Origin of the sequence: Vulcanococcus sp. Clear-D1 (genome assembly GCF_014654725.1) — a bacterium.
Lineage (GTDB): Bacteria > Cyanobacteriota > Cyanobacteriia > PCC-6307 > Cyanobiaceae > Vulcanococcus.
The window spans coordinates 1-19,720 of record NZ_JACVZV010000020.1 but is presented as its reverse complement, the minus strand read 5'-3'; the positions used below and the strand labels follow the sequence as shown (position 1 = coordinate 19,720).

The 19,720-nt window shown below is 60.2% G+C and carries 27 protein-coding genes and 2 pseudogenes; 13 read left to right on the top strand and 16 right to left on the bottom strand.

What is annotated here, in order from left to right:
• Positions 1–49 precede the first annotated feature (49 nt).
• From H9532_RS09075 to H9532_RS09055, 5 genes are all read right to left on the bottom strand, one after another.
• Positions 50–490 carry a cupin domain-containing protein gene (locus H9532_RS09075; protein ID WP_296367602.1) on the bottom strand — a complete coding sequence of 147 codons (441 nt, stop codon included), beginning with the start codon at positions 488–490 and terminating at the stop codon, positions 50–52.
• Between the two features lie 395 nt (positions 491–885).
• Positions 886–1,098 carry a type II toxin-antitoxin system HicA family toxin gene (locus tag H9532_RS09070; protein ID WP_296367600.1) on the bottom strand — a complete coding sequence of 71 codons (213 nt, stop codon included), beginning with the start codon at positions 1,096–1,098 and terminating at the stop codon, positions 886–888.
• Positions 1,098–1,295 (bottom strand): type II toxin-antitoxin system HicB family antitoxin, encoded by a 198-nt coding sequence (locus H9532_RS09065; RefSeq protein ID WP_255116873.1) that lies wholly within the window; start codon positions 1,293–1,295, stop codon positions 1,098–1,100. Before H9532_RS09065 ends, H9532_RS09070 begins: the two co-directional genes overlap by 1 nt.
• Positions 1,296–1,553: 258 nt before the next feature.
• Complete coding sequence (locus tag H9532_RS09060) at positions 1,554–1,949, bottom strand: type II toxin-antitoxin system VapC family toxin (RefSeq protein WP_296367594.1); 396 nt, start codon at positions 1,947–1,949, stop codon at positions 1,554–1,556.
• On the bottom strand, positions 1,946–2,371 hold the full coding sequence (locus H9532_RS09055; RefSeq protein WP_296367591.1) for a hypothetical protein: 426 nt from the start codon (positions 2,369–2,371) through the stop codon (positions 1,946–1,948). The genes H9532_RS09060 and H9532_RS09055 overlap by 4 nt, the downstream gene beginning before the upstream one ends.
• Before the next feature lie 224 nt (positions 2,372–2,595).
• On the opposite strand from H9532_RS09055, the gene H9532_RS09050 reads away from it, so the two are divergent.
• Positions 2,596–2,961: a nucleotidyltransferase family protein gene (locus H9532_RS09050; RefSeq protein WP_296367589.1), complete on the top strand. Its 366-nt coding sequence runs from the start codon at positions 2,596–2,598 to the stop codon at positions 2,959–2,961.
• Between the two features lie 238 nt (positions 2,962–3,199).
• On the opposite strand, the gene H9532_RS09045 is transcribed toward H9532_RS09050, so the two are convergent.
• The 3 genes from H9532_RS09045 to H9532_RS09035 all read right to left on the bottom strand — a co-directional run bounded on the left by H9532_RS09045 (position 3,200) and on the right by H9532_RS09035 (position 5,010).
• Positions 3,200–3,442, bottom strand: a complete 243-nt coding sequence (locus H9532_RS09045) for a HEPN domain-containing protein (RefSeq protein ID WP_296367587.1) — start codon at positions 3,440–3,442, stop codon at positions 3,200–3,202.
• Positions 3,429–3,731, bottom strand: coding sequence for a nucleotidyltransferase domain-containing protein (locus tag H9532_RS09040; protein ID WP_296367585.1), 303 nt, complete (start codon positions 3,729–3,731; stop codon positions 3,429–3,431). The genes H9532_RS09045 and H9532_RS09040 overlap by 14 nt, the downstream gene beginning before the upstream one ends.
• A 322-nt stretch (positions 3,732–4,053) precedes the next feature.
• The gene (locus tag H9532_RS09035; protein ID WP_296367583.1) at positions 4,054–5,010 is read right to left on the bottom strand and encodes a cation transporter; all 957 of its coding nucleotides are present in this window, start codon (positions 5,008–5,010) and stop codon (positions 4,054–4,056) included.
• Between the two features lie 259 nt (positions 5,011–5,269).
• Between H9532_RS09035 and H9532_RS09030 the strand changes: the two genes are divergently transcribed.
• Together H9532_RS09030 and H9532_RS09025 are read left to right on the top strand one after the other, a co-directional pair.
• Entirely contained in the window at positions 5,270–6,571 is a 1,302-nt protein-coding gene (locus tag H9532_RS09030) for a DUF2252 domain-containing protein (protein ID WP_366664551.1), read from the top strand.
• A gap of 180 nt (positions 6,572–6,751) precedes the next feature.
• Positions 6,752–7,198, top strand: coding sequence for a hypothetical protein (locus tag H9532_RS09025; RefSeq protein ID WP_296367581.1), 447 nt, complete (start codon positions 6,752–6,754; stop codon positions 7,196–7,198).
• 43 nt (positions 7,199–7,241) lie between these two features.
• Here H9532_RS09025 and H9532_RS16030 read toward each other — a convergent pair.
• Positions 7,242–8,741 (bottom strand): annotated as a pseudogene (locus H9532_RS16030) (N,N-dimethylformamidase beta subunit family domain-containing protein).
• Between the two features lie 568 nt (positions 8,742–9,309).
• On the opposite strand from H9532_RS16030, the gene H9532_RS09010 reads away from it, so the two are divergent.
• Positions 9,310–9,435, top strand: coding sequence for a hypothetical protein (locus tag H9532_RS09010; RefSeq protein WP_296367575.1), 126 nt, complete (start codon positions 9,310–9,312; stop codon positions 9,433–9,435).
• A 178-nt stretch (positions 9,436–9,613) separates the two neighbouring features.
• On the opposite strand, the gene H9532_RS09005 is transcribed toward H9532_RS09010, so the two are convergent.
• The 5 genes and pseudogenes from H9532_RS09005 to H9532_RS16025 form a co-directional block, all read right to left on the bottom strand.
• Entirely contained in the window at positions 9,614–9,850 is a 237-nt protein-coding gene (locus H9532_RS09005) for a DUF433 domain-containing protein (protein ID WP_296367573.1), read from the bottom strand.
• Positions 9,851–9,873: 23 nt separating this feature from the next.
• Complete coding sequence (locus tag H9532_RS09000) at positions 9,874–10,272, bottom strand: type II toxin-antitoxin system VapC family toxin (protein WP_296367571.1); 399 nt, start codon at positions 10,270–10,272, stop codon at positions 9,874–9,876.
• A gap of 8 nt (positions 10,273–10,280) precedes the next feature.
• A complete protein-coding gene (vapB, locus tag H9532_RS08995; RefSeq protein WP_296367569.1) occupies positions 10,281–10,517 on the bottom strand; it encodes a type II toxin-antitoxin system VapB family antitoxin in 237 nt (78 codons plus the stop codon).
• Positions 10,518–10,556: 39 nt separating this feature from the next.
• Entirely contained in the window at positions 10,557–10,667 is a 111-nt protein-coding gene (locus H9532_RS08990; RefSeq protein ID WP_296367667.1) for a hypothetical protein, read from the bottom strand.
• 27 nt (positions 10,668–10,694) lie between these two features.
• Positions 10,695–11,284 (bottom strand): annotated as a pseudogene (locus H9532_RS16025) (RAD52 family DNA repair protein).
• A gap of 769 nt (positions 11,285–12,053) precedes the next feature.
• On the opposite strand from H9532_RS16025, the gene H9532_RS08975 reads away from it, so the two are divergent.
• Entirely contained in the window at positions 12,054–13,019 is a 966-nt protein-coding gene (locus tag H9532_RS08975; protein ID WP_296367565.1) for a DMT family transporter, read from the top strand.
• Here H9532_RS08975 and H9532_RS08970 read toward each other — a convergent pair.
• Positions 13,016–13,822, bottom strand: coding sequence for a substrate-binding domain-containing protein (locus H9532_RS08970; protein WP_296367564.1), 807 nt, complete (start codon positions 13,820–13,822; stop codon positions 13,016–13,018). The genes H9532_RS08975 and H9532_RS08970 overlap by 4 nt on opposite strands.
• Before the next feature lie 103 nt (positions 13,823–13,925).
• Positions 13,926–14,618: a cupin domain-containing protein gene (locus H9532_RS08965; protein ID WP_296367563.1), complete on the bottom strand. Its 693-nt coding sequence runs from the start codon at positions 14,616–14,618 to the stop codon at positions 13,926–13,928.
• 615 nt (positions 14,619–15,233) lie between these two features.
• Here H9532_RS08965 and H9532_RS08960 point away from each other — a divergent pair.
• From H9532_RS08960 to H9532_RS08925, 8 genes are all read left to right on the top strand, one after another.
• Entirely contained in the window at positions 15,234–16,091 is an 858-nt protein-coding gene (locus tag H9532_RS08960; RefSeq protein ID WP_296367562.1) for a phosphate ABC transporter substrate-binding protein, read from the top strand.
• A 6-nt stretch (positions 16,092–16,097) separates the two neighbouring features.
• Positions 16,098–16,958 carry an ABC transporter permease subunit gene (locus H9532_RS08955; protein ID WP_296367560.1) on the top strand — a complete coding sequence of 287 codons (861 nt, stop codon included), beginning with the start codon at positions 16,098–16,100 and terminating at the stop codon, positions 16,956–16,958.
• Positions 16,951–17,160, top strand: a complete 210-nt coding sequence (locus H9532_RS08950) for a hypothetical protein (protein ID WP_296367558.1) — start codon at positions 16,951–16,953, stop codon at positions 17,158–17,160. Before H9532_RS08955 ends, H9532_RS08950 begins: the two co-directional genes overlap by 8 nt.
• Positions 17,097–17,822 (top strand): phosphate ABC transporter permease PstA, encoded by a 726-nt coding sequence (gene pstA / locus H9532_RS08945; protein ID WP_366664552.1) that lies wholly within the window; start codon positions 17,097–17,099, stop codon positions 17,820–17,822. The genes H9532_RS08950 and pstA overlap by 64 nt, the downstream gene beginning before the upstream one ends.
• Positions 17,823–17,826: 4 nt before the next feature.
• Entirely contained in the window at positions 17,827–18,102 is a 276-nt protein-coding gene (locus H9532_RS08940) for an ATP-binding cassette domain-containing protein (protein ID WP_296367556.1), read from the top strand.
• Between the two features lie 140 nt (positions 18,103–18,242).
• On the top strand, positions 18,243–18,602 hold the full coding sequence (locus H9532_RS08935) for an ATP-binding cassette domain-containing protein (protein ID WP_366664549.1): 360 nt from the start codon (positions 18,243–18,245) through the stop codon (positions 18,600–18,602).
• On the top strand, positions 18,599–19,018 hold the full coding sequence (locus tag H9532_RS08930; protein ID WP_296367554.1) for an ArsC family transcriptional regulator: 420 nt from the start codon (positions 18,599–18,601) through the stop codon (positions 19,016–19,018). The genes H9532_RS08935 and H9532_RS08930 overlap by 4 nt, the downstream gene beginning before the upstream one ends.
• 167 nt (positions 19,019–19,185) lie before the next feature.
• Positions 19,186–19,720, top strand: a 535-nt coding sequence (locus tag H9532_RS08925) for an iron uptake porin (RefSeq protein ID WP_296367552.1), incomplete at its 3' end; no start/stop codon positions are given.

Genomic DNA, 19,720 nt, shown 5'->3' with positions numbered 1-19,720 from the left:
CGTGCATCAATGAACTGCGCCATAGGGTTCCGTGTCCGGCGGGCTGATCTCAGAGACTGCGCTCGGCGAATGGATCTGATTCCACTTGAATCAACATCAGGACTGCTTCTTCTGGTCCGACCGCTCCGGATCGATGACCTTTGGCTTCACCCATTAATCGGCAATTCTGATCAGCACCGAAGGAAAGCTCGCCAGGCCCCATCTCGACTCGAGCGCCATCCATGGTTTCGACGAACCAACGGCCACTGATTGGCACAATCCATTGTGGTGCTGGATTTTCATGCCAGCCGTAATCCACGCCAGGAACGAGCGTCAGAAAGAAAACTTTGGTTGGATTTGGCGAAGCATCTGACTTCCAGATGCTTGTCATTCCCTCAATGAAGGTGGTCAACTCGAAATCAGCAAATTGGACCTTCTTCTGACGACTGATTCCATCGCCATCGCGCCACACATACCAAACATCAGCGCCAGGTCTGACAGGAAGATCCATACCAGTCATGCATCAATCTCAAGCCAACTGTAAGAAGGTCCCCTGTTTTTGCCCAGAAGAGCTTGTGCCGCCCTGCGCCCATTGCTTACGCTCATCCTGGTGCGCCGACAAGAACACGCTCAAATACGGGCAGGGCGATCCATCTCTCCCAGGGAGGCTCTTGCCGCTGGGCCACGACCGAAAAGGATCGGTGGTACCGGTCTCGCCTCAGATACTGGAGCGCGTTACAGATTCAGCGCCCATTGTCTGGGATTGGGGCAGATTGCGGCTGAGTCAAGACTCGAGCCTGGTCTGTCACCGCCGGAACCCTCAAAGGTTCTCTGCCTCGCCTCAATGTCACTCACTCTTGAGGGCTGGACCCTTCTCAAAACCTTGTGGGGTTCCGGGGTTGGTGCTCAGAGCAGATCGCGGAATTGCTGAGGGGTCACACCTGCATCGCAAGCGATCGCGCCCATGGTGATGGCGTTGATCGGGTCATGACGTGGGATCACCAATCGACGCTCTCCGTTGCTCATGATCAGGTGGCCCGACTCGCGCACCACGCGGTAGCCGAGTTTCTGGAAGACCCTTACGGCGTCTTTTTGACTGACACCTGGCAGCCGCGGCATCAGACAGCCAGCTCCAGGGTCTCCACGGTTTTCACGCCGGCCTCTTCAGCCTCGACCTCCAGCCAGAGCTGGATGGCCTCGCGAATGTTCGCCAGAGCTTCATCGCGGGTGTCGCCCTGGGAGTGACAGCCGGGCAGATCAAGGCAGCTCACTGACCAACCCTCATCGGTTTCGAGCAGGCGTATGCGGTACGACATCCATGGCTCGGCAGCGTCTTCACCCTATCGGCGCCCACCGTTAACAAGCAGCCATTGGGCTGGCTCCGCCCGGCCTGATCCTTGCCGCCTTCGACGCAGTGGGCACGCTGGGAGGGTCCAAGCCGCTTCCATGACACGGCCCGCCGCGGCTGTGTGGTGAGCCGATGACTGGTGCGGACCGCAAGGGAAAGCATCAAGGCCTGTGACCATGAGTGGATCCCCGAGAGGGTGAGCAGTCCACCAGATGTGACACCGCGGTTATGACTCTGGTTTCACAGCCACATCCGGAAACAGCTCCAACAGCTTTCGATCAAACGTCAGGAGTGGGCACTCCAGTTGCTTGGCAAGCAGCACGAATTCAGCGTCGTAGCTGGAGCACCCGTGGGCATGAGCCAACTGAAGGACATCCGCACTCCCGATGTTGCTGGTTTGAGGCAGAAACCGCTCTTCCGCATCACGGAGATGGAGAAGTGCCTGATCAAGATTCAGCAGTCCCGCCCTCAGGTATTTCAAGTGAATATGGCGAAACTCGCAAACCCATAACCGCGGGAGCCTCCAATCGGCATCTGCAATCCACCAACACGCCACAGCCTCAGCATTAGAGCTTGGCAGAAACAGCTCGATCAGCACATTGGTGTCAACAACAACGGTCAAGACTGGGGCTGCTGCAAAGGGATCAATGGTTCAAGCTCACGTGGATGGCTCTCTCTCTCGATCGCCGCAATGATCTCCTCAGTCGTCACCGGTGGGCCCTTGAAGTGGCTGCGGAGTTCAGCAAAGCGGTCGAGTTCGGCCTGAATCTCTTCCGGAGTGCGTGGGTCGACCTGCGCGGCGCGTGCAGTCCCTGGAAAGCGGGCTTGAATAGCACGAATCTTGGCTAGCGCTGCCTCCCGGTCCACCAACGGGGGCACCGGTTGTGGCATGCCGCCAGAGCCTGCGGGGGAAGCTTCCGCCGCATCCGCCAACTCCAGGGCAGCGATGGTTTCGTTGTTGAGACTGCGACGGTGCCGCTTGGCGCGCTCCTTAAGGCGAGCCACCAGGTCGTCTGGCACATTGCGCAGGGTCAGCGTGGCCATCAGCCCAAGCCTCCAGATCCGCAAACAATGAGCTGAATGCATTGTGACAGCACTTTGCCTTCTATGAGCAGCTACGCCGCCTTCTCCCATGGCACGACCCGCCGCGGCTGCGGGATGAGCCGATCGCTGGTGCGGACCTTCCAACGGTGCAGCAAGACCAACGACCATGAGTGCAGTACCAGGGAATTCGCGCCACATCAGCCAGGAGCCGCGACGATGGATCCATGGCTCCCCCATCGCCTCCAGCCCTGGACGAGCTGCGCCGGTTAGTGCCGACGCTGCAGGGGATCACAGCTGCCCATGGCGCTTTGGGTCTGCAGGTGTTCGGCTCGGTAGCCCAAGGCTCGGCAGGGCCGGGGAGCGACCTTGATCTGCTGGTGGAGTTCCCCGCCAGCCCCATCTTTGAGCAGTTTATGGATCTCAAGCTGGCGCTTGAAGATCTCCTCAGCGTTCCGGTGGATCTGGTGACACGCCGAGGTTTGCGAGCCGAGCTGCGCCAGCGCATCGAAGACGAGGCCATTCCTCTTGGCCTTGGAAATCCCGGGCCATGGCATGAGCATCTTCTGCAGGAATCAGGCGGATCTTTTTGACGGGCTTACCGCGGCGACCGATGGGGGTGGTGATGCGCTCGTGGCCATAGGCCTTGATGCCAACTGCTTCGCAGAAGCCCAAGGGCTACGGGATAGGTGTGCTGCACCAGGAAGCGGATCTCGCAGCAGGGAACGGTGGGGCGTGCCATGGAAGGGGAAGGCGTGGAACACCCTGACCGAGGCCCGCTGTGGCGTGTCAGAACTGCACGGCGTAGACCGTCAGAACGCCAACCCCCTTTCAGCGAGTGGCGTCCGCTCCGCGAGCAGCCAGTAGACGAAGCAGTCGCCGCAGGTCATGGGTCAGGGGTGGATCGTCATCACCCAGGTGCAGCAGCCACGCTTTAAGGGCTTTCTCCACTGCTTGTTGCAACCAGAAGCCCCAGGCACCCTCGCGAAACACGGTTGGATCAGTGGATGCCACGGCTGTTTCGAGGTCTGCTGCTGCAATCCGCAGCAGCCCCTCCGCCTCAGATAGCGCCATTGAGGAGCTTCCCCTCGCGGTAAGCGCGGCCGATCACATGGCTGCGCCAATGGCGCCTGGCCTCGCATTCACTCTGGGAGTAGAGCAGCAAGTCCAGGGAGACATCCGCCTGTGCCAGTTGATCCCACAGGTCGTTGAGCACCGCAAAGCGGTGATGGTGCTCCAACCAACTGTCGGGCGCCGTGATCAGCAGATCAATGTCGGAGTCGGGCCCGGCCTGGCCGCGGGCCCTGGAGCCGAACAGGCGCACTTCACTTCCAGGAATCGCCTGGTGAATCACAGCTGCCATGGCTGGCAGCCGCTGCTCAATCGATGGAGCACTCAAGGCAGTCATGAAGCCATTCTGCTGGGTTCGATCGCCTCTGCCAGGAAACCCTCAATCCCACGCTGTTCCCTGCTGGGGGTGATCAGTTCCGTCAGGGAGGCCTCATCCAGGCCGCTTCCATGGCCCGGCCCGCCGTGGCTGTGTGGTGAGCCGAGTGCTGATGCGGACCGGAAGAGAGAGCATCAAGGCCTATGGCCATGAGCGGATCACCAGGCGCGTGAGCAGTGCACCAGATGCACCCCACCGGCTCAAGGCGCCCCACCAACAACATCACGCTACTGAAGCGTCAGTGTGCGGCTTCTGCGTAAGGGTGAACGGCGGTGGGAATCACCTCACACAGCACCGGGGTCTGCAGAGCCTTAACCAGCTGTTGCTCCACTGCCAGACGTAGATCGTCAACCTGACCCGCCGTCATGGCGTTCTCCGGCTCCACATAGGCCACCGCCGTGACGGTCCGGCCGAGGCGAATCATCGCCAGCTCAAGGAGCTCACAGCCCTGCTGTTTCAGCACAGGCACGATGGCGTTGGCGCAGGTGATCTGGGTGTCCTGGCCAAGCGATCGACTGGACCCTGCCGCTTCGGCCACGGCGCCCTTGAGAATGGCGATGGGCTCCCCCAACAGCGCGGCACACAAAACGAGCACTAACAGGGAATCGGCGATCGGCATCAGCGGGGCTAGCGGTGTGCCCAGCAGAAGGGGCACTCCCAGAAGAGTGAGTCCGGTCCCAGCTGAAATCAGGGCATCAAACCGGGCCGAAATCGCCATGCCGCGCAGCATGTCGTTGTTGCGGCCGCTATGGCTCCAGCTGCGCACAAACACCTGCCACAGCCACAGGTTGAGCAACACCATGGCGCTGAAGTACAGCCCCAGTCCATCGAGCCTGACCGCTGCCACAGGCCCACCCTGCAGGTGGGTGAGCACCTTGCCAGCCGCCGACACCATTGCAAACGCGATGATGCCCAGCAACACCAGGGTGCGGAACAACACATAGAGCGGTTCCTGCCCCGAGGCTCCAAAGGGGTAGGCACGGCTGCGCGGCTGCAGGGCGGCGAGGCTCACCCGGCCAGCAATGACCGAGGCTCCGGCCATCACGGCGGTGTACAAGCCGTCGAGCAGCAGTGCATCAGATCCAGAGCGCAGATAAAACACCAGGGCGGCTAAAGCTCCGATGACATTGCAAAGAGTTCCCAGCTGTAGTGCTCTGGCCTCTGTCGCTGGATTCCGCAACTGCGCGACACTCACACCGCTTGCCTGTTCTGATGATCAGTTTGCTTCTTTGGCTGCCAGGAAGGCAAACGGTTGTGCTGGCTCAAGTTGGTTGCCTACATCACCGCTGTAGATACGGCCCCCGGATGCATCCAGACGGCGCACCGGCTGACCAACATTCAGATTGATTTTGTCGACCTCTACCCAGAATGCCTACCAACGTGCCGGGCTATGACGAACGGGTTGGCACCTGGACCGTCTACAGCTACGACTCGGATAGTTGAAGGTCGATTCCGTGGATCAACCAGTGGCACGCCAGGACCCCATTGAACTATTGACCCGACAGGAGGCAGCGCGCTTGTCGTGGCTTGTTCCTGTGCGGCACAGCCGAATGGCTGAAAACCCATTCGCCTTCTTCCGGGGCGCGGCAGCTGTCATGGCGGCCGATCTAGCGCGCAAGCCCAGCTCGGGCCTGATGGTGCAGCTATGCGGCGATGCTCATCTGCTCAACTTTGGTTTCTTCTGCTCTCCTGAGTATCAACTTCTGTTTGATATCAATGACTTCGATGAAACCCATCCTGGTCCATTTGAGTGGGATGTGATCCGGCTGGCAACCAGTTTCATCTTGGCTGCACGAAGCCTTGGTTGCAGCGAAAAAGAGCAGAGCAAGGTGTGCCGCAGCGGTGTGAGGGCCTATGCAGAGGCGATGGCTGAGTTTGCTGGGATGCGCTTTGAAGACATATGGGTCCCAAATCCAGCTCTCCAGCACTTGATTGACGAGCGCACGAAGGGCTCGTTGCGGGCCCATCTCAAGAAACTCGCGGCTATGGCGCTGCAACGCAACAGCCGCCAGGCGGTGCGCAAGCTCTGCGAAGTTGACAACAACGGAACGCTGCTGTTCCGGCACCAACCGCCCTTGCTCTGGCGGTATTCGCTCCTGCCACCTGAAGCCCTGGCGGGCATGGACTGGCAACACCGACTCAACGTGATCTATGCCGAGTATCTCGCCAGCGTTCGACCGGATGTCCGTCGGTATCTCAGCGAATTCCGGATGAGTGACGCTGCCTTCAAGGCTGTGGGCGTTGGCTCTGTAGGCACTCAGTGCGGCATCCATGTGTTTATGGGGGTACACCCGGAAGACGTTCTGGTGCTCCAGAGCAAGCAGGCGGAGCCGTCGGTGCTTGCTCCTTACGTCAATGGAGATAACCAGGTTCCTGCACATCAAGGACAACGCGTGGTGGAAGGCCAACGCTTGATGCAAACCGCGAGCGATCCCTTCCTGGGGTGGACCACGACTCCAGAAGGCACGCAACTCTACTGGCGTGTGTTCCGTGACTGGAAAGCATCCGTGGATGTGAACGAACTCGATGTGGAGGGATTAAAGGATTACGGCAAACTCTGCGCCTTGACCTTGGCCAAATCTCATGCTCGCAGTGGTGACCGGAAAAAGATCCATGCTTTTATCCATGACCCGAAGATGTTCGCCACCACGATCTATGAGCAGGCCATCGAGAATGCAGATCTGGCAGAGCAGGATCACAAGGCTCTACTGCAAGCGATTGCTGATGGGCGCCTCGAGGCATCCATGGTGTACTGAGATTTGCTCGCGGCCATGCCGACGTCAATAAACGGCAAGGTATATCATGCTTATCCTTTGACTCAGGAATTGACCAACTGTCTCTAGATCAATCGGCAAGATCGGCGGGCGTCAGTGCGTCATTCTTGTTGGAATTAGGGGTAAACTGTAAACCGGCACTCTCACCTCGATTGGCACCGAATGCCCCAGCGCATCCAGGCATTGCTGCTGACCACCTTTCTGGTGGCCATTGACTGGTTTTGGGGTTGGTCGTTGACGACTTTTGCCAAGCCATGGCTGTTTCAGCTGCTTGGTTTTTCCGCGTTGGAGGCTAAGGCGTACTACGAGAATATGCTGGAGCCAAGGCTCTGGATTCAATACGCGGTCGTCCTGGCTGCACAACTGGTTTGGGTCATTCTGCTCGCACCTAGCCCCTTGAGTCATCAACAGCTGAAGCTGTTTTGGTGGCTTGGCTGTTCAGTCGTGATCGCTAGCGGGGTGATCCTGCAGCTGGGTCTGACCTTGTCCGCTGGGGCCTCACTTGTTCTTTTCGGCGTGCTCATGGGTGATCTTCTTCTCCTGTATTGGTTGGCCACCCGGTTGATGACGCCCAAGCCACAACGCAACGCGATTCCTGGGTGGTGGTGAGCGTGAAGGTGTAGCGCTCTGGCGCTCACCACCTCGATGGATCTCAGGCTGCAGGCTTGGGGCCGGACAGCCGATCCAACACCGTCTTGGTGAGTTGCTCCACAAACCAGTTGCGGCGTTGCAGGCCCACCACCCAGTCGGTGCTGCCGGCCACGAACACGGTGCCATCACCAGGGCCAACTCCCCGGTCATGGCTTGCGATCATGCCGGCGCCGTAGCGGGGGTGCCTGGCGCCTTCGTGCTCCTCGAGCTCGGGCAGACCGGTGCTATCACCCTTGATGGCGGGCGTGGACACGGAATTCATCTGGCTGGCCGTACTCGCCTGGAAGTGATCCTCTTCGTGCATCAACGCCGGAGCCATCGCCACAATCGCCAGGTTCTCGGGAGCGCCATCGCGGCCCGTCGGATAGGGCAGGCCATCTCGCATGGTGAAATCGCAACCGTCGATCTCATAGGCGACGATGCAGTCGGGGCGTCCACCGATCACATCGCCGTAGTAGAGGTCGCTGCCTTCCAAGCTCCAGTGCCAGGGGCGATACACCGTGAAACCACCGCTGGCCCGCGGCGCTGCACCTCCGTACATGGCATGGATCACCTGTGACCCCGTGAGGCCAAATGTCTTGGTGATCGGCCAGCCGGTGCAGGGCAGATCCCAGGCATTGCTCACAAAGCGCTCCTGATCGGTGCCCAGCAGCGGGTCGGTGGTCTCATCTTTGTGGTTCACAAAGGTGGTGCCGCCATCCTCGTAGCGCACCTGCCAGATGTTGTTGCCGGCAAAGCGCGCGTGGTTGCCGCCGGCCGCCAGCTGGTTCTCGATCGCTTCGCGCATCGGCCAGCTGCTGTATTCGTCGTGCCCGACGATCACTGACAGCCGATAGGGCACCAGGGTCTGCGGATCTTCGTGCAGATCATGCTGTGTGTAGTAGTCGAGGGTGTAGCCATTGGCCTCAGCCCATTCGATAAACAACTTGCCGTAGAGAGCTCAGCTGGCATCTGCGTAATCGCGGGCGTAACCGTAGTGCCGCGCCCAGGGGTGGGCTGGCAGTTGCGGCACCGCAAAGGGCGGGAGCTCAGCGGTTGATACGGCGCGTGGGGCACCCAGCGGAAGCTTCACCAGTCCGCGGCTCCAGGGCCGCCGCAGCGAGGTGCGGGCATAGGCCTGTTTGAAGCGGGGTGTACCGCCCTCACCGTGATAGCTGTTGCCGCCGCCCCAGTCGTTGTAGGCGTTCATGGTGCAGGTGGACACCATAAAGGCGATCGAGCTGGCGGCTGCAGGCACGCTCGGCTTCACCACAACGAAGTGCTCACGCTCGAACACCTCGCCATCGGGTTCGCGCAACCGCACCACCATCACGTAGAAGCCCGAACGCCAGGCCGGATCCACCGTGACCTGAACAGCCACTGGCCAGTCGCAACCCTGCACATGAGCGTGCTCTGGAGTGGCGGCCGCGCTGGCTTTGATCCCGCGTTGAGACAAGACCTGCTCAGGTTTGGGCCCCTCGCGGGTGATCTCCAGCTCAAACTCAGGGCGGGTGCTGTGCACGTGGAGGTCGATCACCTCACCAGCGCTGTAGCTGTAGCGCGGTGTGTAGCACCAGATCTCTGCAATCGTTGGATCGTTGAGCGGTTTCTCGTAGGGCCAATCGTGACGGCTGTCGTTATGGGCCGCTGGACCCGGGCCTGGGATCACCCGGGGCCGGCCCAGCAACGAGGGGCCGTCGTTGAATCCACTCGAGCTAGACACATCGACTCCGCTGCCATTCCACGTGTTAGCTGTGGATGAATCAGCTGACCGTTCTTTAGCCAACTGTTACGAGCAAGAGCTTTCTTGGGTTAGCCGACGTGGCTGTAGTGCGAGCCGGGAACTCGCTCGGACCGTCTGCAGGGTCAGCAAGGTCAACAGCTTTCTGCGCATCACCAGATGCGCAGCGCCGGGCACCTCCAGGATCGCTCCTGGTCAAGGCCTGCGCGAGGCGAGCTGACTGTTTGGTGTAGCTCGATCGCCCCGGCTCCGCCGGTGCTCACCGCGCATCAGCTGATGGATTCGCCCCTTAACTGGCGGGGCGGTCCTGTAGGCGTCCCGTCGCTGCGCCGTAGGGCGTGAGGTCGCTATGGCTTCGCATGTTCTGGTGTATGGCCCCGAGGATCCTGTTGGTTTGATGGAGTCCTGCTATCGGGCCGTGGAGTGGATCCTCACCACCCACACCGCCAGAGGGCTTCTGATCCACAGGCCCTAGATCGATTATCCCTATGGGGAGGAGGAGTTGCCTCCAGCGATGGCAGGGTTCCTCGCTTGTGTGGAGGCGATTGATCGAGCGATTGAGGCCGATCAGGAGCTGGTGTTCATAGCTCATCAGGCCCACTGAAGGCCAGGCCGGCGGTGGCCGGCCTTTTCTGCTGTTCCCGGTGGGCGGGTCAAGGGATGCGCACTACATCAGTGCTTCCGGCTGCGCTTCTGGCGGCATGTTCGAGCACCAGCCTGGCTTGCTCGGTGGTCACGCCCGGGAAGAGTTCCATGAACTCAGAGAGTGACACATCGTCATGGAGGTTCTGAAATAACGCTGCAACCGGAACACGCGTCCCCCTGAACAGCCAAACGCCGCTGAGGCGCTGGGGATCCCGTTCCACTGCAGGGCAGTCAGCCCAGTTCATCTGGCCTCATCCTGATCGGGCATTCAGATCCAGTTTTCATAGAGCAAACCCTCAACTCGTTCGAATTCCCGCAGGTTGTTGCTGACCAAAGTGAGCCCCTCACTACGCGCATGGGCGGCGATGTGCAGGTCGTTCACGCCGATCGGTGTGCCGCGTCGCTCCAGGGCGGATCGGATCTGTCCGTAATGCTGAGCCGCTTTGGCGCCGTAATCGAGCACATCGAGCCTGCTGCAGAAATCCTCCACCACCGAGAGGGTGCGCTGCGGCTGAGAACTCTTCTCAGCCCCGTGCAGCAGTTCGGCCAGGGTGATGGCGGAGATCGCCAGGTGAGAGGCCTTCTCATTGAAGCGATCCAACAGCGATTCAGGCCTGCGCTTGATCACATCGATGCAGATATTGGTATCGAGCAGATAACGCAACATGACTGCTCTTAGAATGCTTCGCGCTCGGGTTGCTCCTGGCTAGATCGTTCGGCCATGAAGTCATCCGCCACCCGTGGGCCGTCATGGAAAAAACTGTCCCAACGCTGACCAACAGGCGAGATGATCCGCTCCTGACCGCAAGCACGCACCTCAACAGCTTTGACGGAGTCCGGTAGGCGCAGGTGAGCGGGGATGCGCACCGCCTGGCTGCGATTGCTCAGGAACAGCTTGGTAATGCCGACCACGGCACACACTTCAATGGATATACCAACAGTCTATCCCGCTCAATTGAGACTGGCATGCGCCTCTAGGGAATCCAGATCAGCAGCCTCGAGAAGCGGGTAAGCGGCCAGGATCCGTTCGCGGCTGACGCCACTGGCCGCAAGGTCAACGATGGTGCCGGCTTGTGGTGATCAAACCCGCTAGCGAAGGCTGGGCATCGGGCACCTAGAAGGCAGCGCAGAAGCCCTTGGAGAAGGCCTCGAGGCGAGCAGGAACAAGGGCCTGATCTGCTCCTGTAGCCCGGAAATTGGAGCGGGCTGAAGAGGAGAGTCAGCTACCCCAGACATGGGATGTTTCGCGCCGTTGGGCTCGGCCGCCGGTGTTGCGGCAGCTGCGCTGCTCACCTGGCGCTGCTGCTTGTCGTAGAGGGCCAGGCCGAATGGATTGCCAAAGGTCATCAGCGCCCTCTTGGTGGCATCGGTTTCGGCTTCCTTGAGCGCCGATTCATGGGCAGGCCCTTGTCGGCATCAATGCCATGGCCGGCACCTGAACCCTCGCGGATCATGGTGCGGTGGCCGGCGGTCACCGTGATGCGCACGCGGGCGGTGTAGGTCACACCCCAACCGCTTTTACGATCCCGGCTGATGGGCCGTTCGTGTTCGGCCACGCAGCGGGCCGAGAGGGTGAGACGCTCCCAGCCGTCAAAGCCAAAGATGCGGTTGGCCTCTGCAATCACCTGCCAACCCTCCAGGTAGCTCAGCCGCGTGCGGCCCTGCTCCCGCTGGCGCACATTGGCGCAATCCAGCGGTGCCGATAAATCCGCCAGTTGCCGGGCAGTCAATTCCCCACTGGGCCCGTGGGCGGGGCAACCCGTCTGAAAGCGGATTATCCATCAAGCGCCAGGAACGCAGCCACCACAGTCGCTTCTAGGAGCATCAGGCAGGCCCCAAAGCGCTGAGCCACCGCAGCCGCGTGAGGACGCTGTGCGTGATGAAGCAACGCCACACATTCCGGCGGAGGCAAGGACACAAGAGATCACGCGAGCGCCAGGGCCGGTGTCCGCGCAGCGGCTACGCCGGCTCGCGCAGCCCTGGCGCCGTGTGATAGCGACAGAGGGTTTAAGGCTGATTGATAAGAAGTGTGCATTGCTTCCATCAACAACCTCGAACTCAGAATTCGGCTACATCTGGTCAGACCCTGATCAGGGTTCATTCACACCTCATCTGGCAGATCAGATTTGGCTGGTGACAGGTCAATCGACACCGCTGTTATCTAGCCTCCTCACACTCCGCCTCAAACAACATGACCGTCTTGCCGCTTCCGCGTCGTTGGCTGCCCCGAAAGGCGCTCCGCAGCCTTTGATTCTTAACCACGACCATCAACCGACTATTCCGAAATTAGGGTTTATATCACTCGAATCTGATTGACTCAGAACCATAGAGCCCTCTGCGTCTATCAGTCTCAGGTTTCGCTAAAATCGCTTTGCCAAGGGATTTCAAATATCCGTAGCGATCCAGAGGCGGCGGCATTAATATGATTGATAAAACGGAATCCAACACATGATTCCAGCCAAATTAGCACCCCTTGCTCTCCTGGGTTATGTGCTCTTGCGCGGCTGTGATGCCAGTGTCCTGAAGTGGCTGCAGGAGAGAGCTTCCGCCACCTTGGTTCGAACGGCGGGAGGAGAGGATCCAATCAGCTTTGCCAACGTCTTTTTCTACGCCAATCTGGCTACGGGTTTGGTCGTGCTGCTGCTCGATCGCGGGTGCTTGAAGCGTCAATTGCCGCAGCTTGCACTGCGCGATCGAAGCTTTTTATGTTTACGCGCAGTCCTGGGGAGCCTGATTGGGCCGATCTGTTATTTCCTGGCCCTGCAAAGGCTAACCGTGATCAGTCAAACGCTATTGTTCACACTGATTCTCCCAATCACTGCTCTGCTGGCTCAACTTGTCCTACGGGAACCTCTGCCCAAGCGATTCGGGTTCAGTGTTGCACTGCTGCCCTTGGGACTACTGATCAGCCGTCATATTGATCTTTCCTCCACCTCCGGTGCTCCCTGGAGTGGGCTTGATCCAGTTGGTCTTGCCTTGGGCTTGCTGAGTGTCGTGGCCTTCTCTGCGGCCGGAGTTTTGAATCGGGCCGTAGTGGACAAAGGCTGGGGTGTAGGCCTTGCGATTGGCCTGACGAACCTGCTCGCAGCATTGATCTTTGGGACGATCACATTGGCGTTCTATGGTCCAGAGCAGTTTCTTTACATGCGTTGGTGGTGGCTGTTCGGCTTGCTCTTGATTTACACCGCCTGCATTAATCTTGGTGGTGAGTTATTGCTTTTGATGAGTTACCGCGGACTCGGAGCCGTTACGGTGGCTCTATGGGGTAATGCCGGGATCTTTGTGTCGTTGGTGAGTGCCTATCTGCTCCTTGGTGAATCCCTCAGCATCCAGACCTTGATGGGAGCTTTGTTGATCTTGCTGGCCTTAGTCATGGCAGGCACGAAATCCGTGGTCAATCCTGAAGCGGCCTAGCGCACATAGCCAGCACTCCGCATCAACTCTTGCGCTTCACTAGAGACAAGGAAATGAAGAAAGGAGCTGGCCTGTGGATCTGCAGAAGTCGACACAGCAATGCTGAGGTCTCTCCAGATGCTTCGATCACTCGAGATGGTTATACCCTGGAGGATCTTGGGATTGTCAACAACCCATTCAGGCCAGGTGATCCAGGCGTCAGCGTTAAGCCTCTGGAATGCTTTGAAGCTGGCGCCAGAACCCGTAGAAAAATCCACAATATTGCTTCGAAACCGCTTGACATCCTCCAGTCTTCCCAAGCGCCCGGCGATGTCTTCCCACACGCCCGTGCCTGAGGTATTAGCAATGCCAGACCCTTCAGTCACGACAATGCGAATACCTGGCTGGAGTAAATCCTCAAAACGTTGAATACGGCGTGGGTTTCCAGCTTTGACAGCAATAATGGCAGGACGCAGATAGACTGGAGCAACATCCTTTGATGGAAACCCAGGGAATGATTGCAGAAATGCAGTCATTGACTGCTCTGATGTTCCCCAGATGATGTCTGCATCAAGCTGTGCTTGTTTGGACCATGATGGCTCTGGTCCGCAGGTGATCTTGACTTTCAGGTCGTTGCTTCTTTCCCATGCATCTGCCACTTGGCGCAGAGCATTCTGCGGTCCGCAGGCGCCATAGAGCCTGATCACGCCGTCTCGGACCTGGTCACGGTTCTCTTCAGCAGGGATCGACAACCCCTGGGCGGTGGATGCAGTAGGCATCAGGATGGCGACGATTGCCAGGAGGGTGTTCAGTCTTAGTCGCATGGAAACCTCATTCTTGCAAAGAACCACAAATCTGATTGTGCAAAGACTTCAATCAGAAAAGAGCAGAGACGCTCCAGGAAGTAGATCCATGAAAGTCTTCACTTTAAAGAAGTCCATCTTTTAGAATCAGAATTACGTCTTTGCGCTTGGCAGTGCAAGCTGCTTGCGTACTTCTTGGAGTGCAACGCCGATCGCTTCTCCTCACTTGAACCAGGGAGTCACCGAGTTCAAATGTTTTGAATCCTGCGGGGAAAGACAGCAAGAGGATGGCCGGTTGATCACCGATTGTTTCGGTCCAGTGGGTCATCCCTGCAGGAAGGACAGCGACCATTCCTTGGGTGAGAACTTCTTCGTGAACCTGGCCTTTCTCGTCAATGAGGTATGTCTTTGCCTCGCCGGAGATCAGGACTTGCTGCTCCCAGGTGTCATGCCAGTGTGGTGCACGTGCGGCTCCTGGTCTGATCTCTATTATTGCTGCATCGCTGGGAGAGATCTCCAGATCTTTTTTTGTACAGTATGCAACCGTGCCTCCCTTGTATTGAGCAATGCCATGGCTCCTTGGGTCGCAAGCGAACCTTAACGCTGACGGATTTGAAGACGATCCGGCATTGTTAGGTGATGAACTAATTGGGTCATCAGCCTTGACAGAGCCTCCTGTTTCTCTGTTGTTCGCAGAGGCAATAAAGGCTTCTTTGACCTGGAGATCCCGAGTCCATCTCGGGGATGCTCCACCGCGAAAGGTCATGAAAGAAAGTCCCGTGGCGAAAGCAAGAAGAACTATGCCGCGAAGTCTCATTCTTCTGTATTAGATACAGATCATTCTTCTACTCTTGCTAGCTCAATCCAGAAGGCCAGACATTTTCATAAAAGTTGATCTGCCTCACCCAGCGGAGCGGTGTGCAGGTCTTTATGTCTGGGAAGCGAGTGAAACAGCTGCACTGGAAGCTGGAACAGAAGGAGAGGTCATCCTCGGTTTCGCTGGCGCCTTGGTGACTGGCTCGAGCAGATCAAAGACCGCCTGCAGTTCCACCTGGGGCTCACGTTGCACGACAGCGATCACTCAAGCCCAGGCGCTGCGGCAGGGCTCAGCTCCGCCCCTAGGGCGCCTTGCAGTTGGCCCGCCAGCTCCATTGCCATCCTGGGATCGAGCCATCGACCGCCGCTACCGCGAGGCTTTGCAACCACTCCTCTGGATGATCCAACCACTGAGTTGAAATCAACGACAGCACGTCAGGCCGCAACTCCTGGTCGAGGCAATACAGCGACACCTGAAAGCAGTCCACTCCGCTGCAGCAGGTGGCAACAGGCACCGGAGCCGGGCAACACATCGCTGAGCCCACTGCAGTTCATCACAACGGCTTGCCGATTCGGCCCCACTCTCCACAGTGAGCGCAGAACGGGGAACCGAAGAATGCCAGAGCTGAGCCCTCAGCGCGTTGCTGTTCGCTCCAGCTGGCCGAGGGGATTCGCTCCAATTGCCATCCTTGCGGCGCTCACGACCCTCAGCGGATGTGGTCGCCAGCAGGGGCAGCGCATCACCGTGACCGGCTCAAGCACCGTTGCACCCCTGGCCACGGAAATCGGCAAGCAATTTGAACAGCAGAACCCTGGCTGGCGTGTGGATGTGCAGATGGGTGGCTCCTCGCGGGGGATAGCCGATGTGCGCAGCGGCAGCGCCATGGTGGGCATGGTCTCGCGCGCCCTCAAACCGGCGGAGCGCGATCTCAAGGCGCGCACGATTGCCCTCGATGGCATTGCCTTGATCGTGAACAAAGCCAACCCGATCCAGAACCTCAGCGACGCTCAAATCGTTGGCATCTACACCGGCAAGATCCGCAACTGGCGTGAGGTTGGTGGTGCAGCAGCACCCATCACGGTGGTGAACAAAGCCGAGGGTCGCTCCACGCTTGAGCTGTTCCTGGAGCACTTCAAGCTCAAGGCACCGCAGGTCAAAGCCTCAATCGTGATCGGTGACAACCAACAGGGCATCCTCACCGTCTCCAAGGATCCCAACGCGATCGCCTACGTCTCGATCGGCACTGCCAGTTATGAAGCCACCCATGGTGCAGCCATCCGTCTGCTGCCGCTGGAAGGAACGCCCCCCACGTTGGCGGTGGTGCAATCCGGCCGCTATCCCCTCGCTCGTCCCCTCAACCTGGTGACCCGTCCCGATCCCACACCGCCAGTCCGCCGTTTCCTCGACTACGCCTCCTCCCCCCAGGTGGATGGGTTGATCAACAAGCAGTTTTTTGTGGTGCCCCGCCGTTGAGCATCGATGGGACAAGGGGATCGGCTGTTACTCACACTGCTGCGCTGCTCCGCCTTGCTGGCAGGAGCCATCGTGCTGGTGATCCTTGGATTCGTCGTGCGTGAATCCTGGCCGGCTCTGCAGGAACTCGGCACCAGGCGCTTGTTCAGCGATGGCAGCTGGCATCCCGCTGGCCCCAGCTCTGAGGCCACCTATGGCCTGGGGCCGATGCTCGCCGCCAGCCTCGCCGCCAGTGGGGGAGCCGTCCTGCTGGCCACACCCCTGGGCTGGCTGTCCGCGCTGTTGAGCGTCGTCTATGCCCCGAGAGGTATCGCGCGCCTGTACCGCGGCCTCTTGTTGATCCTCGGCGGCGTGCCGTCGGTGGTGGTGGGCTTCTGGGGCCTGGTGGAGCTGACGCCACTGATCGGTCGCTTGCACCCGCCCGGTCAGAGCCTGCTGGCCGGGATCCTCTGCCTCACCTTGATGATCCTGCCCACCACCGCGCTCCTCAGCGAAGAAGCCCTGCGCCAATTGCCCGCCGAGCAGCTCAAGGCCGCCGCACTCCTGGGACTCTCCAGGCCAGCCACGGTGCTCGGTGTGATGTGGCCGCTGGCCAGGCCTGCCTTGATCGGAGCGGTGCTCCTGGCCGCTGGTCGCGCGCTCGGGGAGACGATGGCGGTGCTGATGGTGGCCGGCAATGTGATCGCGTTGCCCACCAGCCTGTTCACGCCGGTTCGCACCCTCACCGCCAACATCGCGCTGGAACTGGGGTATGCCCTGGAGTTGCACCGCTCCGCCCTGTTCGTGGGAGGGCTGCTGCACATGGCCCTGGTGGGTTGCGTGATGGCCCTGGCCTGGTGGCTGGAGCGGCAGGAGGCCTATGGCTAAACCGCGGCAGGGCATGGCGATGGATCAGCTCCTGGATCGCACCCTGGCGACAGCGTCCTGGCTGGCGGCAGCGCTGATCGTGGCGGCGCTGGCCTGGATCTTGCGTGACTTGCTGCACCAGGGGCTTCCCCATCTGGACTGGCGGTTCTCACCGAGGAGCCCAGTGACAGTGGCCGAGCCCGAGGGATCGCGCCGGTCCTGATTTCTACCCTGTTGATCCTGGCTGTTTGCTTGGGGACGAGTGTGCCGCTGGCCTTGGCCAGTGGTTTGTTCCTGGCTGAATTCCAACGGCGGCGTGGGGGTGTGGCGCCTCTGGTGCGCTATTCGCTGGACACCCTGGCAGGGGTGCCATCGATCGTCTTTGGCCTGTTCGGCAATGCCCTGTTCTGCCGCGCCCTCGGGCTGGGCTACTCCCTTCTGGCGGGTGGACTCACCTTGGCCTGCATGGTGCTGCCACTGCTGATCCGAACGATGGAGCAGGCGTTTCGCGCTGTTCCTGATGCCCACCGTCAGGCGGCGGTGGCGCTGGGCCTGCCGCGATGGCTCACCATTCGAGCCGTGATCCTTCCGGTTGCCTTGCCGGGGTTGATGGTGGGGCTGGTCTTGGCGATCGGCCGTGCCCTGGCCGAAACCGCTGCGCTGCTGTTCACCAGCGGCTATGTGGATCGGCTGCCCGCCTCGCTGTTGGATTCAGGCCGTGCCCTTTCTGTGCACATCTATGACCTGGCGATGAATGTCTCCGGTGGTGCGCCGTTGGCCGCTGCCTCGGCGCTGTTGCTGTTGCTCCTGGTGCTGCTGCTCAGTGGCGGGGCCACCGTGATCGCCGAGCGCTGGCGCCGCGAGGTGTTGGACCTGAGGAGCTGATGCCGTGAACGCCCCTGACCCACCGCGCCTGGAGCTGAACGGAGTGACGGTTCGCTATGGCGGCCAGACGGCGATTCGTGATGTGACGCTGCGCGTCAACAGCGGTGAGGTGTTGGCCATTGTGGGCCCCTCAGGCTGCGGCAAAAGCACACTGCTCGGCTGCCTCAATCGCATGACGGACCTGGTGGAGGGAGCCGAGGTGCAAGGGGGGATCCGGCTGGATGGGGAGGAGATTCTGTCTCCCTCCATCGATCTCCAACGCTTGCGGCGGCGGGCATGATCGCGCAGCGACCGAACCCATTCCCGTTTTCCATCCTGCGCAATCTCACCTTTCCCTTGCGCCATCACGGCGTCAAGCGGCGCAGCGAGCGCTAGTCCACCGCCTGCGAAGCCCTGCAGCGTGTCGGTCTTTGGCAGGACGTGAAGGATCGACTGCATCAGCCGGCCCATGTGCTTTCAGGCGGGCAGCAGCAACGCCTCTGTCTGGCGCGGGCCCTGGCCCTGCGGCCGGAGGTGTTGTTGCTCGATGAACCCTGCAGTGCCCTTGATCCGATCGCCAGTGGAGTGGTGGAAGATCTGGTGGCCAGCCTCACGCCGGAGCTCACGGTGGTGATCGTCACCCACAACCTGGCCCAGGCACGGCGGATCGCTGACGAAGTGGCGGTGTTCTGGAGTGATGACGGCTGCGGGCGGCTGGTGCAACACGGCCGGACCGAGCAGATCTTCCAGGCACCCAGCCACAGCATTACCCAGGCTTACATCGCAGGTGTGCGGGGATGACGCGAGCCGCGATCCAGAAGGTGATGTTGGTCTGCCGGCAGAACTCGCGGCGCTCGCAGATGGCCCATGGTCTGCTGGCGGCCCGGGCGCCCCGCGGTGTTGCCGTTTACAGCGCAGGGCTCGATGGCGCTGGTGGCCTTGCCGAGGAGGCCATCAGCGTGATGGCAGAGCAGGGCATTGATCTGCGGAGCCAGAGCTCCAACGCCTTGCAGGAGTATCGAGCCGAGGAGTTCTGTGCGGTGATCGTGCTCTGCGGCTGTCTGGCTGAACTGCCACAGGCCTGGCAGCAACGACCATGCGTGGAGGACTGGGACATCCCTGACCCCACCTCAGGCGATCTGGACTCCCATCGCCGGGCCAGAGATCAAATCGCCAGCCGGATCGATGACCTGCTGCAGTTCCTTGCAGAGGGATGACACGCCGGTGCAGAAGAAGGTGAGATCGATGCGGATTGATGCTCCCTGACGGGTGGCCGGGGCAGCGCCCATCGGATGAGGAACTGAACACATCAACCTTCCTCTCACGTAGGTCTACCGGAGACATGGGCGACCATGGCCGAGACCGTCTGTCACGCTCCTGCCCCATGCCTTCCTTGGGTTCTGGCCTGTCCGCAGCCGCGACCGCTGCCCTGCTTGTTCCGGCTGCCCTGGGCTGCAGTCTTGGCGTTGCTGCTGCTGAGCGCGAGAACATCAATCTCGCTGGTATTGGCCAGTACGGCGCCAGTGCCGACCAGGTGACGTCGATCACCCAGTTCTCCGACGTGCAGCCCACCGACTGGGCTTATCAAGCACTGAGCAACCTGATCGAGCGCTACGGCTGTGTGGCCGGCTACCCCAACGGCACCTACCGCGGCAGCCGTGCGATGACCCGCTATGAAGCGGCCGCCCTGCTGAACGCTTGCCTCGACCGGATCACCGAAGTGACCGACGAGCTGAAGCGCCTGATGGCTGAGTTCGAGAAGGAACTCGCCGTGCTGAAGGGCCGTGTGGATGGCCTCGAGGCCAAGGTGGGTGAGCTGGAAGCCACCCAGTTCTCCACCACCACCAAACTCTCGGGTCTGGCGACCTTTGTGGTGGGTGCCAATGCCTTCTCGGGCTCAGCGATCAACCGGGGTGCCA

What these genes read in the sequence shown, in the direction of transcription:
- H9532_RS09075 (WP_296367602.1), bottom strand. Translation starts at nt 490, where the DNA reads ATGGATCTTCCTGTCAGACCTGGCGCTGATGTTTGGTATGTGTGGCGC.
- H9532_RS09070 (WP_296367600.1), bottom strand. Translation starts at nt 1,098, where the DNA reads ATGCCGCGGCTGCCAGGTGTCAGTCAAAAAGACGCCGTAAGGGTCTTC.
- H9532_RS09065 (WP_255116873.1), bottom strand. Translation starts at nt 1,295, where the DNA reads ATGTCGTACCGCATACGCCTGCTCGAAACCGATGAGGGTTGGTCAGTG.
- H9532_RS09055 (WP_296367591.1), bottom strand. Translation starts at nt 2,371, where the DNA reads ATGGCCACGCTGACCCTGCGCAATGTGCCAGACGACCTGGTGGCTCGC.
- H9532_RS09050 (WP_296367589.1), top strand. Translation starts at nt 2,596, where the DNA reads ATGGCTCCCCCATCGCCTCCAGCCCTGGACGAGCTGCGCCGGTTAGTG.
- H9532_RS09045 (WP_296367587.1), bottom strand. Translation starts at nt 3,442, where the DNA reads ATGGCGCTATCTGAGGCGGAGGGGCTGCTGCGGATTGCAGCAGCAGAC.
- H9532_RS09040 (WP_296367585.1), bottom strand. Translation starts at nt 3,731, where the DNA reads ATGGCAGCTGTGATTCACCAGGCGATTCCTGGAAGTGAAGTGCGCCTG.
- H9532_RS09025 (WP_296367581.1), top strand. Translation starts at nt 6,752, where the DNA reads ATGCCCCAGCGCATCCAGGCATTGCTGCTGACCACCTTTCTGGTGGCC.
- H9532_RS09010 (WP_296367575.1), top strand. Translation starts at nt 9,310, where the DNA reads ATGGCTTCGCATGTTCTGGTGTATGGCCCCGAGGATCCTGTTGGTTTG.
- H9532_RS09005 (WP_296367573.1), bottom strand. Translation starts at nt 9,850, where the DNA reads ATGAACTGGGCTGACTGCCCTGCAGTGGAACGGGATCCCCAGCGCCTC.
- H9532_RS09000 (WP_296367571.1), bottom strand. Translation starts at nt 10,272, where the DNA reads ATGTTGCGTTATCTGCTCGATACCAATATCTGCATCGATGTGATCAAG.
- H9532_RS08975 (WP_296367565.1), top strand. Translation starts at nt 12,054, where the DNA reads ATGATTCCAGCCAAATTAGCACCCCTTGCTCTCCTGGGTTATGTGCTC.
- H9532_RS08970 (WP_296367564.1), bottom strand. Translation starts at nt 13,822, where the DNA reads ATGCGACTAAGACTGAACACCCTCCTGGCAATCGTCGCCATCCTGATG.
- H9532_RS08965 (WP_296367563.1), bottom strand. Translation starts at nt 14,618, where the DNA reads ATGAGACTTCGCGGCATAGTTCTTCTTGCTTTCGCCACGGGACTTTCT.
- H9532_RS08960 (WP_296367562.1), top strand. Translation starts at nt 15,234, where the DNA reads ATGCCAGAGCTGAGCCCTCAGCGCGTTGCTGTTCGCTCCAGCTGGCCG.
- H9532_RS08955 (WP_296367560.1), top strand. Translation starts at nt 16,098, where the DNA reads ATGGGACAAGGGGATCGGCTGTTACTCACACTGCTGCGCTGCTCCGCC.
- H9532_RS08950 (WP_296367558.1), top strand. Translation starts at nt 16,951, where the DNA reads ATGGCTAAACCGCGGCAGGGCATGGCGATGGATCAGCTCCTGGATCGC.
- H9532_RS08930 (WP_296367554.1), top strand. Translation starts at nt 18,599, where the DNA reads ATGACGCGAGCCGCGATCCAGAAGGTGATGTTGGTCTGCCGGCAGAAC.